15 protein-coding genes are annotated in these 20,941 nt (G+C 64.3%); 8 read left to right on the top strand and 7 right to left on the bottom strand.

Features of this window, described 5'->3' with window-relative positions; translation table 11 throughout:
* Window positions 1-82: 82 nt before the first annotated feature.
* From XH84_RS31455 to XH84_RS31445, 3 genes are read right to left on the bottom strand one after another with little or no spacing between them, the layout of a single operon-like run.
* Window positions 83-1,732, bottom strand: a complete 1,650-nt coding sequence (locus XH84_RS31455) for an acyl-CoA synthetase (RefSeq protein ID WP_164936552.1) — start codon at window positions 1,730-1,732, stop codon at window positions 83-85.
* Window positions 1,733-1,753: 21 nt separating this feature from the next.
* Complete coding sequence (locus XH84_RS31450; RefSeq protein ID WP_128921783.1) at window positions 1,754-3,643, bottom strand: TRAP transporter large permease; 1,890 nt, start codon at window positions 3,641-3,643, stop codon at window positions 1,754-1,756.
* A 15-nt stretch (window positions 3,644-3,658) separates the two neighbouring features.
* Complete coding sequence (locus tag XH84_RS31445; protein ID WP_128921784.1) at window positions 3,659-4,678, bottom strand: TRAP transporter substrate-binding protein; 1,020 nt, start codon at window positions 4,676-4,678, stop codon at window positions 3,659-3,661.
* Window positions 4,679-5,157: 479 nt separating this feature from the next.
* Here XH84_RS31445 and XH84_RS31440 point away from each other — a divergent pair, with 479 nt between their 5' ends.
* On the top strand, window positions 5,158-6,354 hold the full coding sequence (locus XH84_RS31440; RefSeq protein ID WP_128921785.1) for a M24 family metallopeptidase: 1,197 nt from the start codon (window positions 5,158-5,160) through the stop codon (window positions 6,352-6,354).
* Window positions 6,355-6,392: 38 nt separating this feature from the next.
* Here the strand turns inward: XH84_RS31440 and XH84_RS31435 are convergent, their stop codons facing one another.
* A complete protein-coding gene (locus XH84_RS31435) occupies window positions 6,393-7,271 on the bottom strand; it encodes a ferritin-like domain-containing protein (RefSeq protein ID WP_128921786.1) in 879 nt (292 codons plus the stop codon).
* Window positions 7,272-7,451: 180 nt separating this feature from the next.
* Between XH84_RS31435 and XH84_RS31430 the strand changes: the two genes are divergently transcribed.
* From XH84_RS31430 to XH84_RS31400, 7 genes are read left to right on the top strand one after another with little or no spacing between them, the layout of a single operon-like run.
* Window positions 7,452-9,743: a NosR/NirI family protein gene (locus XH84_RS31430; RefSeq protein ID WP_128921787.1), complete on the top strand. Its 2,292-nt coding sequence runs from the start codon at window positions 7,452-7,454 to the stop codon at window positions 9,741-9,743.
* A 21-nt stretch (window positions 9,744-9,764) separates the two neighbouring features.
* Complete coding sequence (gene nosZ / locus XH84_RS31425; RefSeq protein WP_128921788.1) at window positions 9,765-11,711, top strand: TAT-dependent nitrous-oxide reductase; 1,947 nt, start codon at window positions 9,765-9,767, stop codon at window positions 11,709-11,711.
* A 53-nt stretch (window positions 11,712-11,764) separates the two neighbouring features.
* Window positions 11,765-13,105 carry a nitrous oxide reductase family maturation protein NosD gene (locus XH84_RS31420; RefSeq protein ID WP_128922013.1) on the top strand — a complete coding sequence of 447 codons (1,341 nt, stop codon included), beginning with the start codon at window positions 11,765-11,767 and terminating at the stop codon, window positions 13,103-13,105.
* A complete protein-coding gene (locus tag XH84_RS31415) occupies window positions 13,102-14,022 on the top strand; it encodes an ABC transporter ATP-binding protein (protein ID WP_128921789.1) in 921 nt (306 codons plus the stop codon). The genes XH84_RS31420 and XH84_RS31415 overlap by 4 nt, the downstream gene beginning before the upstream one ends.
* A complete protein-coding gene (locus XH84_RS31410) occupies window positions 14,019-14,846 on the top strand; it encodes an ABC transporter permease subunit (protein WP_128921790.1) in 828 nt (275 codons plus the stop codon). The genes XH84_RS31415 and XH84_RS31410 overlap by 4 nt, the downstream gene beginning before the upstream one ends.
* Window positions 14,843-15,415 (top strand): nitrous oxide reductase accessory protein NosL, encoded by a 573-nt coding sequence (locus XH84_RS31405; protein ID WP_128921791.1) that lies wholly within the window; start codon window positions 14,843-14,845, stop codon window positions 15,413-15,415. Before XH84_RS31410 ends, XH84_RS31405 begins: the two co-directional genes overlap by 4 nt.
* Window positions 15,412-16,407 (top strand): FAD:protein FMN transferase, encoded by a 996-nt coding sequence (locus XH84_RS31400; protein WP_128921792.1) that lies wholly within the window; start codon window positions 15,412-15,414, stop codon window positions 16,405-16,407. Before XH84_RS31405 ends, XH84_RS31400 begins: the two co-directional genes overlap by 4 nt.
* Window positions 16,408-16,432: 25 nt before the next feature.
* Here the strand turns inward: XH84_RS31400 and XH84_RS31395 are convergent, their stop codons facing one another.
* The 3 genes from XH84_RS31395 to XH84_RS31385 form a co-directional block, all read right to left on the bottom strand.
* The gene (locus tag XH84_RS31395; protein WP_128921793.1) at window positions 16,433-17,248 is read right to left on the bottom strand and encodes a hypothetical protein; all 816 of its coding nucleotides are present in this window, start codon (window positions 17,246-17,248) and stop codon (window positions 16,433-16,435) included.
* An 88-nt stretch (window positions 17,249-17,336) separates the two neighbouring features.
* Entirely contained in the window at window positions 17,337-18,626 is a 1,290-nt protein-coding gene (gene fsrB / locus XH84_RS31390) for a siderophore utilization protein FsrB (protein WP_128921794.1), read from the bottom strand.
* 56 nt (window positions 18,627-18,682) lie between these two features.
* The gene (locus XH84_RS31385) at window positions 18,683-20,920 is read right to left on the bottom strand and encodes a TonB-dependent siderophore receptor (protein ID WP_488226029.1); all 2,238 of its coding nucleotides are present in this window, start codon (window positions 20,918-20,920) and stop codon (window positions 18,683-18,685) included.
* Between the last annotated feature and the right edge of the window lie 21 nt (window positions 20,921-20,941).

The following is a 20,941-nucleotide window of genomic DNA, read 5'->3' as shown; positions in this document are numbered from 1 at the left end:
ATGCGCGCAAACGATGTCGGACGAGGCGCGCTTGCCGCGAAGACGCAGTCAATGTTTCCAAATGTGTCTGAGCCGGATCGCCTCAGGCCGAGATCGCCTTCGCCGATCCGACCTCGTTGCGCAGCAGGAATTTCTGGATCTTGCCGGTCGAGGTCTTCGGGATCGGTCCGAACACCACCGCCTTCGGCGTCTTGAAGCCCGACATGTGGCTGCGGCAGAACGCGATGATGTCGGCTTCGCTGGCGCTTGCGCCGTCCTTCAGCTCGACGAAGGCGCAAGGCACTTCGCCCCATTTCGGATCGGGCTTTGCGACCACGGCGGCGAACAGCACGGCCGGGTGCTTGTAGAGGATGTCCTCGACCTCGACGGAAGAGATGTTTTCGCCGCCGGAGATGATGATGTCCTTGGAACGATCCTTGATGATGACGTAGCCATGCTCGTCGAGCACGCCGAGATCGCCGGTGTGAAACCAGCCGCCTTCGAAGGCTTCCTTGGTCGCCTTCTCGTTCTTGAGATAGCCCTTCATCACGATGTTGCCGCGGAACATGACCTCGCCGATGGTCTCGCCGTCGCGCGGCACCTCCTGCATGGTCTGCGGATTGATGACGGTGACGTTTTCCTCGAGCGGGTAGGGCACGCCCTGCCGGCGCTTCATGCGCGCGCGTTCAGCAGGCGGCAGCTCGTCCCAGCCGGGCTGCTCGGCGCAGACCGAGGCGGGGCCGTAGACCTCGGTCAGGCCGTAGACATGCGTCAGCTTGATGCCGATGCTTTCGGCGCCTTCCAGCACCGCGACCGGCGGCGCAGCGCCGGCGATCAGGCCGACGACGCGGCGGGCGGCTTTGCCTTTGGGCGCATCGGGCGCGTTGATCAGCGTGTTGTAGACGATCGGCGCGCCGCACATGTGGGTGACGCCGTGGCTCTTGATCAGCTCGAAGATTTTGGTCGGCTCGACCTTGCGCAGGCACACATTGATGCCGGCGGCGGCCGCAATGGTCCACGGGAAGCACCAGCCGTTGCAGTGGAACATCGGCAGCGTCCAGAGATAGACCGGATGTTGGCCGAGATTGCCGGCGAGGATGTTGCTGACAGCGTTCAGATACGCGCCGCGATGATGGGTGACGACGCCCTTGGGATTGCCTGTCGTGCCCGAGGTGTAGCTTAGCGCGATCGCGTCCCATTCGTCGCTCGGCGTGATCGCCGCGAAGTTAGGATCGCCTTGCGCGACCGCCGCCTCATACTCGATCTCGCCGATGCGGCTGCCGCCCTTGAACGATGCGTCGTCGACGTCGACCACGAGCGGCCTGGGGCCCGTCATCTGCGCAAGCGCGTCGGTGATCACACCCGAGAACTCGGGATCGACCAGGATGATCTTCGCGCCGCCGTGGTCGAGCTGGAACGCGATCGATGGCGCATCGAGGCGGATGTTCAGCGCGTTGAGCACGGCGCCGGTCATGGGCACGGCGAAATGCGCATCGTTCATCGCCGGGATGTTCGGCAGCATCGCAGCGACGGTGTCGCCGACGCCGATCCCCTTGCGCGCGAGCCAGGACGCAAAACGCCTGCAACGCTCATAGGTCTCAGCCCAGGTGAAGCTGCGGCCCTCATAGACCATGCTGACGTGATCGGGATAGACCGCGGCGCTGCGCGCGAGGAAGCTCAAGGGGCTCAGCGGCACGTAGTTGGCGGGTGTCTTGTCGAGGCCGATATTGTACTGGTTCTGCCGCTCACTCATCGACACTCTCCTCAAAACGCCTCAAAGGAATCCGATCGAAATCCAGGGGAAGATCGCGACGACGATCAATCCCACCAGCAGCGCCAGCAGATAACCCCAGATCGGCCGGATGCCCTCGGCCGGATCGACGCGTCCGATGGCGCAGGCGGCATAATAGCCGACCCCGAACGGCGGTGCGAATAGTCCGATCCCCATGGCGAGGATGATCACCATGGCGTAGTGCACCTCGTGCACGCCGACGGCCCGGGCGATCGGAAACAGCAGCGGTCCGAACAGCACGATCGCCGGGATGCCTTCCAGCACGCTGCCGAGGATGGTGAAGGCCAGGATCGAGACGGCGATGAAGGTCGCAGCTCCCCCCGGCAATCCGGTCATGGCCGCCGCCAGCGAGCGCGAGAAGCCTGATTGGGTAAGGCCCCAGGCCATGCCGGTCGCCGTGCCGATGATCAGCAGGATGGCGCCCGACAGCGCCGCGGTCTCGACCAGCATCGGAAGCAGCCGTCGCCAGTCGAACCGGCGATAGACCAGGAGGCCGACCAGGGCGCCATAGACGATGCCGATGGTGGAGACCTCGGTTGCGGTCGCGATGCCCTCGACCACAGCGTAGCGGATCACGAACGGCAGCGCGAGCGCGGGCAGGGCGACGATGAACGTTTTGCCGATCTCGCTGCCGGTGGCGCGGCGGACATGGCTCATGTCCTCGTGGCGGTAGCGCCACCACACCAGCAAGCAGAGCGTGATCGCGAGCACGACGCCGGGCAAGAGTCCGCCGGTGAACAGCGCAGCGATCGACACGCCCGTCACCGAGCCGATCGTGATCAGCACGAGGCTCGGCGGAATGGTCTCGGTTTGGGCGCCGGTCGCCGCCAGAAGCGCGACGAGGTCGCCGGGCTTGGCGCCGCGCTGCTTCATCTCCGGAAACAGCACAGGGGCAACCGCCGCCATGTCGGCGGCCTTGGCGCCTGATATGCCGGAGACCAGATACATAGCGCCGACCAGAACGTAGTGCAGGCCGCCGCGGACATGGCCGAGCAGGCTGGCCAGGAACGCCACCATGGCCCGCGCCATGCCGGTCATCTCGATCAGCAGCCCCAGGAACACGAACAGCGGCACCGAGAGCAGGATGAGGTGGCTCATGCCCTCGTCCATCCGCCCGACCAGCACCATCACGGGCGTGCGCGTGGTCAGCGCGAGATAGCCGAAGATCGCAAGGCCAAAGCCGAACGCAATGGGAACGCCGGCGAAGACGCAGAAGCCAGCGACGCCGACGAAGAAGATCACCAGGTTGAGATTGCCGAGCGGCCGCAAGTAAGGCTCCGCCAGCCAGAACAGGCCGATTACAACGGCAACGGAGATGACGGCGGCAGCCACCATCCGCCAATCGGCCGCGCGCAGCAGCCGCAGCAAGGCAAACGCCGCCATCAGGCCGATGCCGGCCGGCAGCGCGGCGGCGCGCCACAAATTGGAGATCTGGAGCGCCGGCGTCGTGATGTAACTTTCCTCATAGGCGTAGTCGCAGGCGGGCCAGACGATCAGGACCAGAAAGGCCAGGGCCGCACAGGTCGCGACCAGATCGAGATAGGCCCGCATGGCCGGCCGCGCGCTGGCGACGATTGCGGTCATGCGCATGTGCTCGGAGCGGCGGAATGCGACCGCCGCGCCCAGCATGGCGAGCCACAGGAACAGGATCGAGGCGAGCTCGTCCGACCAGATCAGCGGCCGGTGCAAGCCGTAGCGCGCGACCACGCCGGCAAACAGGATCACGATCTCGGCGACGACCAGGATCGCCGCCGGGATTTCGACGACCAGACCGAGCACGCGCTCGAGCGAAGCCAGCAGCGAAGGTCGGCGAGGGGACTGCAACGCCGCCTCGCCCACCACTCCGGTCACCTCGACCTCGACATGAGCCATGATGGCCCCAACGCGTTACGACAGCTTGCCGACGGCCTTTTCCAGGAGGTCCCAGGCCTGATCGCCATACTTGCCCTTCCACTCGGCATAGAAGCCGGCGGTGCGCAGCTTGTCGCGAAACGGCGCCACGGCCGGCTGATTGAAGGTCAGACCCTTGCCTGCGAGCTCTTGCTGCAAATTGGCATTGAGCTTGGCGGTGTCCTCACGCTCCTTGACCGCAGCGGCGTTAATGTTCTTGGCGACGATTGTGCGCACATCCTGCGGCAGCTTTTCCCAGGCTCTGCGGTTGGCCAGGAACCAGAAGCCGTCCCACATGTGGTTGGTCAGCGAGCAGTATTTCTGCACCTCGTAGAGCTTGGCGGTCGAGATGATCGCCAGCGGATTCTCCTGGCCTTCGACGATCTTGGTTTGCAGCGCCGAATACACCTCGCTGAAATTGATCGAGGCGGGCGCCGCGTCGAACGCCTTGAACATCGAGGTCCATAGCGGCGACACCGGCACGCGGATCTTGAAACCCTTGAGGTCATCAGGGCCGGTGATCGGCTTGGTCGACGACGTGGTCTGGCGGAAGCCGTTATCCCAGATCTTGTCCATGACCTCGAGGCCGGCCTTCTTGATCTCGCCGCGGACGAAGCCGCCGAGGTCGCCATCCATGGCCTTCCAGACCGTGTCGTAGTCCGGGAATGCGAAGCCGATGCCGTTGATGGACGCGGCCGGCACCAGGGTCGACAGGATCAGGCCCGACAGCGTGAAGAACTCGACGCCGCCGGAGCGGATCTGGCTCAGCATGTCGGTGTCGGACCCGAGCTGGTTGTTCGGGAAGATCTGGAGGTCGAACTTGCCGTTGGTCTCGCTCTTGATCGCAGCTGCCATCTCCTTGGCGCGCACATTCAGCGGATGGGTGTCGGGCAGGTTATTGGCGTACTTGTAGATGAACTCGGCGCTCTCTGCGCGGGCCACATGGGGCGCACTGAGGCCGCCCAGGACCGCGGTCGCGGCGGAGGCCTTGAGAAGCGTGCGTCGGGAAAAGCTCATGGGTCTGCTTCCTCGGAAGGTTTGTTGTTGTTCTGAGACGCAAACCTATACGGACGGAAGGCCTGAAGGTCATCTGCGATCTCGCGAGGCCTCGCTTATTGCAGCCGGACAAGGTCCCGGCAATATCGGCTTTCGGAGACATCGAGCCGATTCAAAATCTGAAAAACAACCCCATGCGCAGTAGCCGTAAGGAGCCAGGCCGACGGTCGAGGCGCAAACCGACAACCGGGCCTAAGCGAAGGTGCTGTGACAGAAATTCTCCCTAAATAATTGATCTGATTGTAGATAAATATATTCCATAATATACCTTATGCGAATTACGGATTAGGCGTGAGGTGGATCGGCCGGCCGGCCGCTTGAGCCATTAGGAACCCTCCTTCCAGCCCACATCTGGAGCTAACCGACCATCCGGCGGTTAACTCGGAGTCGCGGACAGGAGTCCAGGTAAGATCAAATCAGCGGTGACCCGGAGGTCCGTCATGCAGGAAACTGTTGCTCGTGCCGCCTCGCGCGCCATTCCGTTCGATACCGCCAAGCTCGACCGTCTCATGGAGACGGCTGGCCTCGACGTCCTGATCGCGACTTCCAAGCACAACGTGCAATACTTGCTGGGGGCCGAACGGGCGATCTTCTTCGACTACATGGATGCCTTGGGTGTCAGCCGCTATCTGCCGGTGCTGGTCTATGCCAAGGGCGCTCCGGAGAAGTCGATCTATGTCGGGCACCGGCTGGAAACCCACCAGCGCACCGTCGCGCCGCCTTGGGTGCCGTTGGTCCGGACCGAATCGAATGGCTCGATGGACGCCGTCCAGCGCGCCGCAGAGCTGATCCGTCAGGCGGGCGTGCCCTCGAAGCGGGTCGGGGTCGAGATGCCGTTCATGCCGATGGATGCAGGAAAGGTGCTGGCCGACGCCCTGCCCGGCGCCGAGCTCAAGGACGCGGTGGTGGTGCTGGAGCGGCTGCGAGCAGTCAAATCGGCGGAGGAATTGGCGAAGTTGAAGACGGCGTCCGAGGTCGTCATTGCATCCATGTTGGCAGTGATCCGTGGTCACGGTCGGGGTACGACCAAACAGCAATTGTCGGATGCGTTGCGCCTTGCGGAAGCCAACCGCGGCCTGACCTTCGAGTATTGCCTGCTTGCCTGCGGCAGCAGCCATAATCGGGCGCCGTCATCGCAGCGCTGGGAGCAAGGTGAGGTGTTGTCGCTGGATTCCGGTGGCAATTATCGCGGCTATATCGGCGACGTCGCGCGCATGGCGGTCCTGGGCGAGCCGGATGCCGAGTTGAAGGACTATTTGGCCGAGATCGAGGCGGTCCAGCGAGCCGCCTTTGCTGCGGTCAGGCCGGGCGCGATGGGCGGCGACATCTATGTTGCGGCCGAGCGCCAGCTTGCGCAGATCACCCAACGCGACTGCACGGATTTCCTCGCCCACGGCATGGGCCTCGTCAGCCACGAGGCCCCTCGCCTGACCGCAACGGGTCCGGTTCCCTATGACGACGGCGACGCCCGCCGCCCTCTCGAAGCCGGCATGGTGATTTCAATCGAGACCACGATGAAGCATCCAAAGCGCGGCTTCATCAAGCTCGAGGATACGGTTGCCGTGACGGATAGCGGCTACCAGATCTTCGGCGAAGGTGGACGCGGGTGGAATTTGGGCCGGAACGCCGCCGCCTAAACGGCGCAGCTGAACCCGCTGTGAGCGGCGGGCTGCCTCTAATCCATCGCGAGTGATCGCAGCCAGGCCAGTCTTGAGATCGCCCGCTCGGCGAGCTGCTGCAGGCGTTCGAGATCGGCGGCGTCGCTCGACTGCTCGGCGACATCGAGGTAGCCGTCGACGAGCGCTTCGGCAATCTCGAGTGGGCCTTTGCGTTCCATGGACGCCGGAAAGCTCCCGACGCCAGCGGCAGCATCGGCTATCTCGATCGCCTGTTGGCGAATGTCCCGGATCCGGACCGCCGCCGGCCCGCTCAGGCGTTGTTCCATGTCACCGAGTTGCGCAATCAGGCGACGCTCCAGGCTCTGCGCATCGATTTGCGGCGGCCGCGGCGAAGTCGATGCCTCGGCGCGGCTCCGGTCGTGCTCATGATGATAAGCGCGCCGCCTCTCCTTCCGCAGCGTGGCGACGTGGCCGAGTTCCTCCTTGGCCATCGCCTCGGACGCCTTCTTGACCTCGGGATCATGCGAGTAGGCTGCCAGATAGGACCAGAAGGCGAAGGCGCGCTCCTCGTTGCGGACCGCCATCGCGAGCGCGCGGTACGGCGTCATCAATCGTGACGTCTTCACCTCGGCCGCAGCTTCCGGAGCGAGTGCTTCCGGCGCCTCCCAGCGCACCATGGCGGGATCCGGGGCCTTGCCGCGGCGCGATTGCGACCATTGCGTCACACTGTCCACGTGCTCGCGCTCGGCGGCGGCGAGCCGCGTGAACACCTCCGCCAGATCATCCTTGCCCTGCCCGCGCATCTCTTCAGCAAGAGAATCGTATTTTTTGGCCGCTTCCTGCTCCATTGCATGAGCTAGCGCAAAGAGCTCGTCGAGTGACTCCAGTACACCGGCGGGCTCAGCAATGAGCAATGAAGTGCGCAAGAGCGGCATGGCGAGGGTTCCCGGTGCAAACGTATGATCTGGTTCCGCGAGGGAACAAATATTTTGGTCCAGCTTGACAGATGTCGACGTGTGCGACGAGTGTGGCACGTCAGCGGCGACAAATCATCGAAGAAGAATCACAAGACACACGCGATCCGGTTGGATCGCGCAGATGGCATTTGAATCGACATGTCGAAGCGACCCGATAACGATATCGCCTTCGCGAGGCGTGCAACGTTAGCGCTCGCCGGCTTGCTGCTAATCTGTCTGACATATATTTCACCCGCGTGCGCCGCCGGTGACTTGCCGACATACCTGCCGAAGATCACCCCCGCGGACTTTTTCCCGGGAGCGGATCGCTTCGGCCCCCCGCAAGGCGATCCGCCGATCGCGCCAGTGTACCGCGGCGACCAGCTGCAGGGGTTCGTCTTCCTCAACTCCGATTTCGCGAATTCTGTCGGCTACTCGGGCAAACCGATCCACCTGTTGGCTGGGATCGACCCGAAGGGTGTCATCACCGGCATCAAGCTGGTCGATCACAAGGAGCCGATCGTGCTGGTCGGCATTCCGGAAGCCCGCATCGTGGCTGCCGTGAACTCGCTGATCGGCAAGGACATGAAGCCGGTCGCAAGCGGTGCCGAGCGGCCGCCGCAGGTCGACATCGTGAGCGGCGCAACCGTCACCGTGCTGGTGATGGGCGACAGTATCGTTCGCGCGGCGTCCAAGATCATCCGAGGCGGTCGCGTTGGTGGCGGCGACGGCGCGGCGGTTTCCGCAGCCCTGCCCCCCGTCATCAAGACGCTCGATCTCGAACACAGCGAAGTCCGAGACTGGGAGGGTCTCGTCGGCGACGGGTCGATACGCCGGCTTCATCTCAGCATCGGCGACATCAACGATGCCTTTGCGAAATCCGGGAGCGCGGCGGCGAGCCAGTATCCCGAGCCAGGTGAGGCCGGCGACACCTTCATCGACCTCTACGTCGCGCTCGTGAGCGCGCCCACGATCGGCCGCAGCCTGCTCGGCGAGGACGGCTATCGACGGCTGAAGGACGGTTTGAAGCCGGGGCAGCAGGCGATCGTCGTCGCCGGCAACGGAGCCTACTCCTTCAAGGGCTCGGCCTATGTCCGCGGCGGCATCTTCGATCGCGTCGAGATCCTGCAGGAAGGCAACAGCACTCGCTTCCGCGACCGCAACCACACTCGCCTTGGCGCACTGGACGCGGTCGGCGCGCCCGAGTTCAAAGAAATCGGCCTGTTCGTCACCCCTCCCGAGTTCACTCTCGATCCGACACAGCCGTGGCAGCTGCAGCTGCTGGTGCAGCGCAGCCTCGGCGGCCGCGACAAGGCATTCCTGACCTTCGACCTCGGCTACGCCCTACCCGACAGCTACATACGCCGCGAGCAGCGCACGGTGACAGTGCCGGAGAACGCGGCGCCACCGGCTTCGCAGGCAACGACTGCGGCCGCACCGCCCGCGGAGGCAGATGAGCCGCTTTGGATGCGGATCTGGCGGTCGAGCACTGTCTCGATCGGCATCACCGCATTCATGCTGGCCGCCCTCACCGGCATCTTCTTCTTCCAGAACCTGCTCGTGCGCCGCCCGGTATTGTACACTTGGGTGCGGCGGGGCTATCTCGTCCTCGTCCTGGTTTGGCTTGGCTGGTACGCCAACGCGCAGCTCTCCGTCGTCAACGTCGTCACCTTCACCAATGCGCTGGTGACGGGCTTCCGCTGGGAGTTCTTCCTCGCCGCACCGCTGATCTTCATTCTATGGGCCGCGACGGCCGGCGGGCTTCTGTTCTGGGGCCGCGGCCCGTTCTGCGGCTGGCTGTGTCCTTTTGGCGCGCTCCAGGAGCTGACCAACACGGCCGCCAAATGGCTGAAGGTCCCGCAGATAACCGTGCCGTGGGGATTGCACGAACGGCTATGGCCGATCAAGTACATCATCTTCCTCGGCCTGTTCGGCCTGTCGCTTTACTCCGTCGATATGGCCGAGCGATTTGCCGAGGTCGAACCGTTCAAGACGGCCATCATCCTGAAGTTTTCGCGGAGTTGGCCCTTCGTGGCCTACGCTGTCGCCCTGCTCGTCATCGGCCTGTTCATCGAACGGTTCTTCTGCCGCTACTTGTGCCCGCTCGGTGCCGCACTCGCGATCCCCGGCCGCATCCGCACCTTCGAATGGTTGCGGCGCTGGCAGGAATGCGGCTCGCCCTGTCAGCGATGCGCCAAGGAATGCCCGGTGCAGTCGATCCATCCCGAGGGGCACATCAACGTCAATGAGTGCATCTACTGCATGCACTGCCAGGAACTCTATTACGACGATCACCGCTGCCCGCACATGATCCAGGTGCGGCTCAAGCGCGAGAAGTTCGCGGCGATGTCCTCGCCCACGATGCGCTCAGGCAAGGGTCCCGCGACCGTCATCACCGCCGGCGGCAAACCTGTTGGCGCTTCACCCACCATCTCTCCACCCCCTAACTGAACCGAAGCCGAGGAGGCAATCATGAGCGAGAACGATAAGGCAAAGGGCGTCAGCCGACGAACGGTGCTGGGAACGACGGCGGCCGCGGCGGGCGTGGGCCTGGCCGGCGGCGCGGCGATGAAGGACGGCGGCTTCGTCTCGACGGCGGACGCGCAGACCAAGAATGCTGCACCGAAGGCGCCGGCCGCACGGCCGGCCGTGCAGAAGACCGAGGTCGCGCCCGGCGAGCTCGACGAATATTACGTGTTCTTCTCGAGCGGCCAGACTGGTGAGATGCGGATCGTCGGCCTGCCGTCAATGCGTGAATTGATGCGTGTTCCGGTATTCAACCGTTGCAGCGCAACCGGCTGGGGCCTGACCAACGAAAGCATCAAGGTCCTGACCGAGGGGCTGCAGCCTGCGACGCGCGAGTTCCTCAAGAACCGCGGCGGTACGTTCGTGAACGGCGATCTCCACCACCCGCATATCTCTTTTACCGATGGCACCTATGACGGGCGCTACGCCTTCATGAACGACAAGGCCAACACCCGCGTGGCGCGGGTGCGGCTCGACGTCATGAAGTGCGACAAGATCATCGAGCTGCCGAACCAGCATACCGTCCACGGTTTGCGGGTGCAGAAATATCCGCGCACCGGTTATGTGTTCGCCAACGGCGAGGATGGGGTTCCCCTGCCCAACGACGGCAAGGTCCTCGACGATCCCAAGCAATACCGTTCGATGCTCAGCGCGATCGACGGCGACACGATGAAGGTGGCCTGGCAGGTGATCGTCAGCGGCAATCTCGATAACGTCGACGCTGACTACCAGGGCAAATACGCTTTCTCGACCTGCTACAACGGTGAGGAAGGCGTCACTCTGGCGGAGATGACCGCCAGCGAACAGGACTGGGTCGTCATCTTCAACATCAAGCGGATCGAAGAGGCCGTGAAGAAGGGCGACTTCAAGGAAATGAACGGTGTGCCCGTGATCGACGGCCGCAAGGGATCGGCCTACACCCGCTACGTTCCGGTCTCGAACAACCCGCACGGCATGAACACGGCTCCCGACGGCATCCACATCGTGGCGGCCGGAAAGCTCTCGCCCACCGTGACCGTGATGGACGTCCGCAAATTCGACGATCTGTTCGACGACAAGATCAAGCCGCGCGACGTCGTCGTCGCGGAGCCCGAGCTCGGGCTTGGCCCGCTGCACACCGCCTATGACGGCAAGGGCAACGCCTACACGACCCTGTTCCTCGACAGCCAGATCTGCAAATGGAACATCGACCTCGCCAAGCGGGCCTTCAAGGGTGAGAAGGTCAACCCCATCATCCAAAAGCTCGACGTGCATTATCAGCCGGGTCACAACCATTCCTCGATGGGACAGACCAAGGAGGCGGATGGAAAATGGCTCATCTCGCTGAACAAGTTCTCGAAGGACCGCTTCCTGAACGTCGGGCCGCTCAAGCCCGAAAACGATCAGCTGATCGACATTTCGGGCGATCAGATGAAGCTGGTGCATGACGGCCCGAGCTTCGCCGAGCCGCATGACGCGACCATCGTCCACCGCTCCAAGATCAACCCGATCTCGATCTGGGACCGCGCGGATCCGATGTTCGCCGATGCGGTCAAGCAGGCCAAGGCCGACGGCATCAATCTGGAGGCGGATTCAAAGGTCATTCGCGACGGCAACAAGGTGCGCGTCTACATGACGTCGACCGCGCCGGCGTTCGGCCTCGAACAGTTCCAGGTCAAGCAAGGCGACGAGGTCACCGTCTTCATCACGAATATCGACGCCGTCGAGGATTTGACGCACGGCTTCTGTATCGTGAACTACGGCATCCAGATGGAAGTCGCGCCGATGGCCACCGCGTCCGTGACCTTCAAGGCCGACAAAGCGGGCGTCTACTGGTACTATTGTTCCTGGTTCTGCCACGCCATGCACATGGAAATGAAGGGCCGGATGTTCGTCGAGCCCAAATCGGTTTGAAGTCGGTTTGAAGTCGGTCTGATCGGAGCGACCTCGTGGGTCCATTGTTACGCATGTTTCCGGCGGCGCTGGTCGCCGCCGGGTTGCCCGGCTTCGCCAGTGCGGAGACGTTGACGGCTGCGCCTGGCCAGTCGCTGCAAGCAGTGCTGGATGGCGCGCGTGCCGGCGACGTTATCGAGCTCGCCCCCGGGGACTATCACGGTTCGATCCGGATCGACCGTCCCCTGCAGCTGGTCGGGAGTCGCGTCGCAGTGCTCGACGGCGACGACTCCGGCAACGTCATCACCGTCAGCGCGCCCGACGTCACCATCCGCGGTTTGACCATCCGGGCATCCGGCCACGATCTGCAGGCGATGAATTCCGGGATCTTCCTGCAGAAGACGGCCGAGCGCGCGACGATCGAGGACAACCGGCTGGTGGGAAACCTGTTCGGCGTCTATGTGCATGGCGCCAGGGGCTCACGGGTCGTCCGCAACGAGATCGAGGGACTGCGCGGGGGACGTCTCAGCGAAGCGGGCAACGGCGTTTCGCTGTGGAATGCGCCCGACGTCACCATCGCCAACAACATGTTCCGCTACGGCCGCGACGGCATCTTCTCGATCTCGAGCAGCAAGGACCGCTTCGTCGACAATCGCTTCGAGCAGGTTCGCTTCGCGGTCCACTACATGTACACCAACGACAGCGAAGTCAGCGGCAACGTCTCGATCGGCAACCATGTCGGTTACGCCATCATGTATTCAAACCGTCTCGTGATCCGCCACAACTCGTCCGATCACGATCGAGATTATGGCTTTCTCTTCAACTACGCGAACTATGCCCAGATCGAGGAAAACCGCGTTATGGGCGGCCCGCTGACCCCGGCGACACAGAACACTGAAGACAGCCCCGACGACGAGAAAGGCATGCTTCCGCAGCCGAAACGGGAGAGTGCTCTCAGGAGCGGCCCGGAGAAATGCGTGTTCATCTACAACACCAACCACAACAAATTCCGCAACAACTGGTTCGAACGCTGCGCCATCGGCGTGCACTTCACGGCCGGCTCCGAAGGCAATGAAATCACGGGCAATGCCTTCGTCAGCAATGCCAACCAGGTGAAATATGTCGGCACCCGGCACCTCGACTGGTCGATCGGCGGGCGCGGCAATTACTGGAGCGATAATCCGGCATTCGACCTGAACGGCGACGGAATTGCCGACACGGCGTACCGGCCGAACGACCTCATCGACCGCGTGCTGTGGACGGCGCCCGCCGCGAAGGTCCTGATCAACAGCCCTGCCGTCCAGGTGATCCGCTGGGCGCAGGCGCAGTTTCCGGCGCTGCTGCCGGGCGGCGTGGTCGACAGCCATCCCCTGGTGTCGCCGCCGCGGAGCCCTGCGCCGAAGGAGACGCGATGACCAGCACGGTATGCGTCAGTGATGTCACCAAGACCTATGGCCGCGTCGAGGCCGTGCGCGATGCCTCGTTCACGCTTGGCCAGGGCGAGCTCGTGGCCTTGATCGGCCACAACGGCGCCGGCAAGACCACGCTGATGAAGCTCATGCTGGGGCTGATCCGGCCCAGCAAGGGCGTCATCGAGGTTCTCGGCGACAATCCCGCCGCCGGCGAATTCGCGGGCCGACGCCAGCTCGGCTACCTGCCGGAAAACGTCTCCTTCGACCCTGCCCTCACCGGCCGCGAGACGCAGGCCTTCTACGCCAGGCTGAAGCGAGAGCCGGTTGCCAAGGCGCTGGAGCTGCTCGATGCCGTCGGGCTGGGCGCCGCGAGCCGCCGCCGGGTCAGCACCTATTCGAAGGGCATGCGTCAGCGGCTGGGGCTCGCGCAGGCGCTGCTTGGCCAGCCCCGCGTGCTGCTGCTGGACGAACCGACCACCGGCCTCGATCCGGAGCTCCGACAGACCTTCTACGACATCATCGCGCGGCTCGCCGCTGGCGGCGCGACCGTGCTGCTGTCGTCGCATGCGCTGACCGAACTCGAGGAGCGCGCCGGCCGGGTCATCATCATGAACCGCGGTATCAAGGTTGCGGACGGATCGATCGACGAGCTGCGTCGTCTCGCCCGGCTGCCCACCAGGATCCGTCTCAAGGTGGCTGGCCTTGCTCCGTGCGAGATGCCCGGCTGGGCTCCGCAAGACACCACCTGCCGCCGCTTGAACGGCCACATCGTCGAGATCGACGCCGCACCGGAGCGGAAGATCGAGCTGCTGCATCGCGCCACGGCCGCCGGCAATGCCGTCGAGGACGTCGACGTGGTTCCGCCGACCCTCGACGAGCTCTACGCTCACTTTCTTCGGCAATCGGAGCAGGCGCCATGAACGTCCTGATCATCGCTGCCAAGGAAATCCACCAGGCCATTCGCAATCGCTGGGTGCTTGCCGCAACGCTCCTGCTAGCCGGGCTCGCTTTGTCCCTGACCTTTCTCGGCAGCGCGCCGACCGGGAACGTGGGCGTTCGCACGCTGGACGTCGTTGTCGTCAGCCTGTCGAGCCTGACGATCTTTCTCGTTCCGCTCATCGCACTTCTGATCTCGCACGATGCCATCGTCGGCGAGATGGAACGGGGAACGATGGTGTTGCTGCTGAGCTATCCGGTCGCGCGATGGCAGGTGCTGCTCGGCAAGTTCCTCGGGCACCTCGCCGTCCTCGCCTTCGCGACCTGCCTCGGCTACGGCGCGGCGGTCGGCGCGCTCGCGGCGACGGGCAGCCAGATCGATAGCGATAGCCTGCTGGCGTTCGCGGCCATGGTGGGCTCCTCGGTGCTGCTCGGCGCCGCTTTCGTGGCGATTGGATATCTGGTCAGCGCGCTCGTGCGCGACCGCGGGACGGCAGCTGGCATTTGCATCGGATTGTGGCTGCTGCTGGTGCTGATCTACGACATGGCGCTGCTGGGCGTGCTCGCGCTCGATCAGGGCCGCAGCATCTCGGCCGCCGTGCTCAACGCCATGCTGCTGTCGAATCCGACCGACGCCTACCGGCTGATCAACCTGACCGGCTTTGCCAATGTCAGCACCTTCGCCGGTATGGCCGGCCTTGCCCAAACCACGTCCCTGACGATACCGGTCCTGCTGGCCGCCCTGCTCGGCTGGACGCTGCTGCCGCTGGGGCTGGCCGCGCTCGCCTTCTCGCGGAGGGAGCTATGAGGCGCCGAACGATCCTGCTCGCCTTGCTCGTGCCGCTGGCGCTAGCCGGCTGCAACGACAAGCAGGTCGCGAAGATCCCGCCGCCGCATCGGATGACCGCCGAAGACATCGGCCATTACTGCGGCATGAACGTGCTCGAGCATCCGGGACCGAAGGGCCACATCTTTGTCGCGAGCCTGATGGAGCCGGTGTGGTTCTCGTCGGTACGCGACACCATCGCCTTCACCATGCTGCCGGACGAACCCAAAGACATTTTGGCGATCTACGTGTCCGACATGGGCAAGGCGCCCGACTGGGACAAGCCCGGCGCCGACAATTGGATCGAGGCCCGCAAGGCGCTGTTCGTGATCGAGAGCCGGGTCAGGAGCGGCATGGGCGGAGACGAGGCCGTTCCGTTCTCGGACCGGGCGGCGGCGGAGAAGTTCGCCGGTGAGAACGGCGGCAGGATCGTCGGCTTCGACGAGGTGCCGCGGGACTATGTCCTGGCGTCGGCGAATGCCGGCGACGCTGTTGCGGCTGACGAGACGGCGGAAGGCCCGCCGGGCGAACGACCGAGGAGGACGCCATGACGCGAACCCTGACGCGCCGACGCTTCATCCGTATCAGCGCCGCGGCCGCTAGCCTCGGCGCGCTGTCCGCGGGACATCCCGTTCGTGCGGAGGTCGCGCCGGTGACCTGGCGTGGCACGATGCTGGGCGCGGTCGCGACGATGGAAATCCACGGCGAGGATCGCAGCCGGGCGGAACGGCTGATCGCGCTGGCCTGCGCCGAGGCGCGGCGGCTCGAGCGGCTGTTCAGTCTTTACCTCGACGAGTCCGCGCTGGTCGCGCTGAACCGGACGGGTGTCCTGATCGATCCCGCCGCCGAAATGGTCGATCTGCTCTCGACCTCGCAACACTATTCCACGCTGACGGGCGGCCTGTTCGACGTCACGGTGCAGCCGCTGTGGGAGCTCTATGCCAACCACTTCGCGCGCGATGACGCCGATCCGGCCGGTCCTGTGGCAACCGAGATCGGGGCTGCGGTTGCGCGCGTCGGCAGCCACCGGCTGTCGGTCAGCCGCGACCGCATCGTGATGCCCAAGGGCATGGCCATCACCCTGAACGGGATCGCGCAAGGCTACGTCACGGACAAGGTGGTCGACCTGCTGCGGGCGCACGGCATCTCTCACAGCCTGGTCGATATGGGCGAAGCCCGGGCGATCGGCGCGCGTCCGGACGGACGCCCCTGGGACGTCGGCATCGCCGATCCCGACATTGTGGGCCAGACGAAAACCGTGCTGCCGATCATCGACCGCGCCGTGTCCACCTCGGGCGGCTACGGCTGCCAGTTCGACGCCAAGGCCCGCTTCAACCACCTGTTCGATCCCAAATCGGGCGGCTGCGCGCTCCGCTATCGCAGCGTGACGACCGTGTCCCGCAGCGCGACCGCCGCGGACGCCTTGTCGACGGCGTTCAGCCTGATGCCGGAAGATGAGATTCGATCATTGTTGCCGCGTGTCGACGTCGATCGCGTGCACCTGATCGATGAGGCCGGCAAGCCGGTCGAATTGTCGGCGTAGTCGAGATAAGGGCGCTCGGGACGCACTATCGCGACAGCAGCAGCTCCAGCTGGCTCTGCGCCTTCTTCACGGCCGCTGCGTACCAGCTCTGGCTCGGCGCTTCCTTGGCGAAGCATTTCGTGTAGGCCTCCATCGCCTGGTCTTCCCTGGCCATGGCGTCCTGCGGCGTTTTCCGGACCATCATCTGCTTCCCGACTTTCTCGCAGGCCGGAATCTCTGCCGTCTTCACGGCGTCGGTGTCGGCGAGGAAGAAGACCTTGTCGCCCTTTATCGCGACGACGTCGATCTCATGCGGCGGCGCTTTCAGATCGCCGTTGCCGCGCACCCCCAGCACCGCGGCCGCGGCCCTCGCAGATGCCGGCTTGATGATCGGCAGCTCCGCATATTTGGCGAAGGGGGAGTCCTGGATCGCTTGATAGTAGAAGCGGTCGGACTTGAAGGCCGCGGCGATCTCTTGCGGCATGCCGTCCTCGCGGTGCTCGCCGAGCCAGTGCTTGAGCAGCCCCGTTGTGGTCACCACGGCCTGCCTCCTGTCGCCTTCGGAGGCGAACCCGAGACCGTCGAGATGGCCGAAGCCTGAATCACCCTTGAACAGCGTGTCGGCGTTCGACTTGCCGTCCACGGGAAGCCCCTTGATCGTGACCGGTCCGACCAGGCCGCTCAGCACGCCTGCCAGCTCGTTCAGTGCCGCGTCATGCTGCTTGTAGATCTCGTCGCTCTCCTTGGCCGTCGAGAATTTTGCGATGTAGCGATCGCGCAGGTCGAGATAGTGCTGCTCCGGCGTCGCCGCATGAATGGGCGTCGCCAGGACGAGCAGGCCGAGCAAGGCAAGCGATTTCATTCGATGTCCGGGGAATGGGGCGCGATCTCCCATCTTTGTGCCGCGGAGAGGCGGGAAGGTTCATCCGCGACGACCGCGTTCCAGCGCCCTACTCCGCCGGCGTGAGCTGCCGGCTCAGGCGCACGGCCGCGGTCTCGCGGACGCGGACCCGGGCACGGCGCTTGCTCCACCAGATCACGATGCCGGTGACCGAGAGCGCGGCGACCACGAGCCCCATGATCGAGATCAGGATGCGGCCGAACAGTCCGACGATGCGGCCCGAATGCAGCGGGAACTGTGCCTGGACGAAGATATCGGCGGCGGTGCCGACCCAGGGCAGCCGTTCGCCGATCGGGCGTCCGTCCTCGCTGTCGTAATAGAGCTGCGCCGGGCCGACGCCGCCGGCGCCGTGATCGTCGCCAGGGTGGAAAAAGGCGGCGGCATAGACGCCATGGGCCGGGCCGTAATTGATCGAGCCAACCGGGATCGTCCAGCCTCGCGCCTTGCCGTCGGCCGAAGCGCGCGCGGCGATCTCGGCGAAGCTGACCTTGGGCTCGATGGGATCGTCGAGATCGCGATACGGCCGCTGCTCATAGGGCGTCGGCGTATAATTCGACACCATCTTCATCAGCGGCGAGAACACCTCGAAATAGAGATTCAGCGAAAACGCCGTGAAGGCGATCACGAAGAGCACGCCCCAGGTCCACAGGCCGAAGGCGCGATGGATGTCGAAATTGATCCGGTAGGCGCTGCCCGAGGTCTTGATGGTCCAGGCTGGTGCCCAGCGCGCCCAGAAGCCGCGCGCGAGCTGGCGCGTGACTTCAGGTGCCCGCGCCGCCTTGGCGCGCCTGCGCGAGGGCAACGTCAGATAGAAGCCGACGAAGCAATCGATGGTCCAGATGATGGCGATCACGCCGAGCACGCGCATGCCCCAGCGGTCGCTGCCCCAGAACTCCGGGATGTGCATCGTGTAGTGCAGCTTGTAGAGAAAGGAGACGAAATTCTCCCGCGTCACCGGCCAGACCGCGCCCCAATAGCGCCGGCCAAGCTCCGCGCCGGTGTTCGGATCGAGAAAGACCTGATTAAAGTCGAGCGCGTAACGCTTGCCGGTCGACGGATCGATCCTCGGCATGACGAAGAACCACAGCGAATGGCCCTCCTCCGGCGTCATGAAGAGGTAGACCACACGCGCGCGGGGATCGCGCTGCTCGATCATCTTGGCGAGCTCGATCGAGGGAATCGCGGGGCCCTTGCTGGTGACGTCGAACAAATGGTTGTTCAGGACCTCGTCGATCTCGTGATCCCAGGAGATGATCGCGCCTGTGATGCCGGAGAAGAACAGGAATCCGGCCGTGAGCAATCCCGCCCACCGATGCAGCCTGCCGAATATCGCCCTCATCGTCTTCCACTCTCATCCAGGAGATCCGGCTCCCCATTGCCGAACCGTATTCGAATTCACCAGCGGTACGTCAGCTTGCCGATGGCTTTCCGTCCCTCGGCATACATGCAGCCCGACAGGCCGTAGCAGGCGGCGACATAGCGCGTGTCGGCGAGGTTGGTGACGTTCAGCGACAGACGCCAATTGTCCCTGGTGTAGGCAAGGAGCGCGTCGAGCACCGTGGCCGATCCCACCTTGAACGTGTTGGCATCATCGCCCCAGGTCGCGCCGACATAGCGAACGCCGCCGCCGAACTGCAAGCCTGCCATTGGCCCGGTCTGAAGCGTGTAGTCGCTCCACAGCGACGCGCGGTTGAGCGGCACGGTGACCGGCGCCTTGCCGACATTGACCGGATCCTGCGTGACCATGGCATCGACATAGGCATAGGCGGCCCGCAGGTTCCAGCCGTCGGCGAGCGACATCGAGCCTTCGAGCTCGATGCCACGCGACTTCACCTGCCCGGTCTGTTCGGAATAGGTCGTTGCGGGCACATAGACGACGACATTGTCGCGCGTGAGATCGAAGGCCGCGAAGGTGAACAGGGCGTTCCAGCCGAGCGGCTGGTACTTGACGCCCACCTCATATTGCACGCCGGTCTCAGGATTGAGCAACTGCCCGGACGGACCGGTCGCGAGCACCGGCAGGAACGACTCCGAATAGCTGAAATACGGGGCGATGCCGTTGTCGAAATTGTACATGACCGCGGCGCGGCCGGTGAAGGCCGAGGCATCCTTCGTGACCGACGTTGGGGTGACGACATCAGTATCGACCTGCGTCGTCACGAAGTCCTGGCGGCCGGCGAGCTGGAACGAGAGCCGGCCGAGCTTGATCTGATCCTGCGCGTAAAGGCCGAGCTGCGACTGCTTCACGCCCTTGTTGTCGTATATGTCACCCATAGTCCAGTCGTAGCTGTAGACCGGATTGAAGACGTTGATCTCCGGCGACGACGTCGTGACGGCAAAGGCGGTGTCGCGGAACGTGGTGTTGCGATAGTCGAGCCCGACCAGCGTGGTATGGCTGAGGATTCCGGTTACGAACTTGCCCTGGAGCTGGTTGTCCACCGCGAAGGAGTTGATGTAGGAGTTGCTGTAGCTGCCGAAACGACCCAGCTGCCCCGCCGCCTCGTCGGTGTATCCGGTGCCGTAGAAGGTCTTTTCCTCGTTGTGCTGATAGGCGTAGCGCAGGTTTTGCCGGAACGTGATGTTGTCGGTGAAAGTGTGCGACAACTGATAACCGGCGGTTGCGATCTCGGTGTTGAACGCATTGAAGCTCGGCACGCCCGCGAAGAACGAGACCGGGATGGTGCGGCCGTTGTTCGGCCACACCGTGCCCGAGGCCGGCAGGAATTGCAGGCCCCACCCTGCCCGATCGCGCTGGTAGTTGGCGAGCAGGGTGATGGTGGTGTCCTCGTTCGGCTTAAAGGTAACTGCAGGCGCAATGAAGACGCGGTTGTCCTTGGTGAAGTCGACCTGGGTTTCGCCGTCGCGCACGACGCCGGTGAGGCGCCACAGCACCGTGCCCTCCTTGTTGGCGGGGCCACCCATGTCGAACTGACCTTGGTAGCGGTTGAAGCTGCCGCCGGAGATCGAGACCTCGCCGAATTGCTGCGCGGTCGGCAGCTTGGTCACGTAGTTGAGGATGCCGCCGGTGCCGCTGCCGCCATACATCGCCGATGACGGTCCCTTGAGAATCTCGAGGCGCTCGGCGCCATAGGGATCGAGGCCGTTGAAATGCACGTAATTGCTCGAGGGGATCCGCAGGCCATCGATGTAGAGGCCCGACATGGTCGTGTCAAAGCCGCGGATCTGGAGCGCGCCGAAGCGGGTATCAGAACCGCCATTGACGTCACCGCTGACACCGGCGGTGTAGCGCAGTGCCTCGCCGATCGAGACCGCGCCCTGGTTCCTGACCTGGTCGGTGGTGACGACGGACACCGACTGCGGGGTTTCGATCAGCGGCGTATCCGTCTTGCTGGCGGTGCCGCTCCGTGTGGCCACGAAACCGCGCACAGCACCGTTGGCGCGTTCGGCCGTCGCGCCATTCGATGATGCCGATTGGGTTGGCGCGGCCTGCTGCGCCGGAGAGCGGCGATTGGCGCGCGAGGTGCGCGTCGCCGCACTTCGCGACGGAGCGGTCGCCGCAGGTCGGGCACGCTGGACTGGCGCATCGACGGTGACAGTGGGAATTTGCGTCTGGGCCTCCACGGGACCCAAGGGAACGAGGGAGACCGTGCCGACCGCCCCGAGGAAAAGCATCTGGATGTGTCGAGAACGCGT

The organism is Bradyrhizobium nanningense, assembly GCF_004114535.1.
In the GTDB taxonomy this organism is placed as follows: domain Bacteria; phylum Pseudomonadota; class Alphaproteobacteria; order Rhizobiales; family Xanthobacteraceae; genus Bradyrhizobium; species Bradyrhizobium nanningense.
This window is presented reverse-complemented; position numbering and strand designations above follow the sequence as displayed.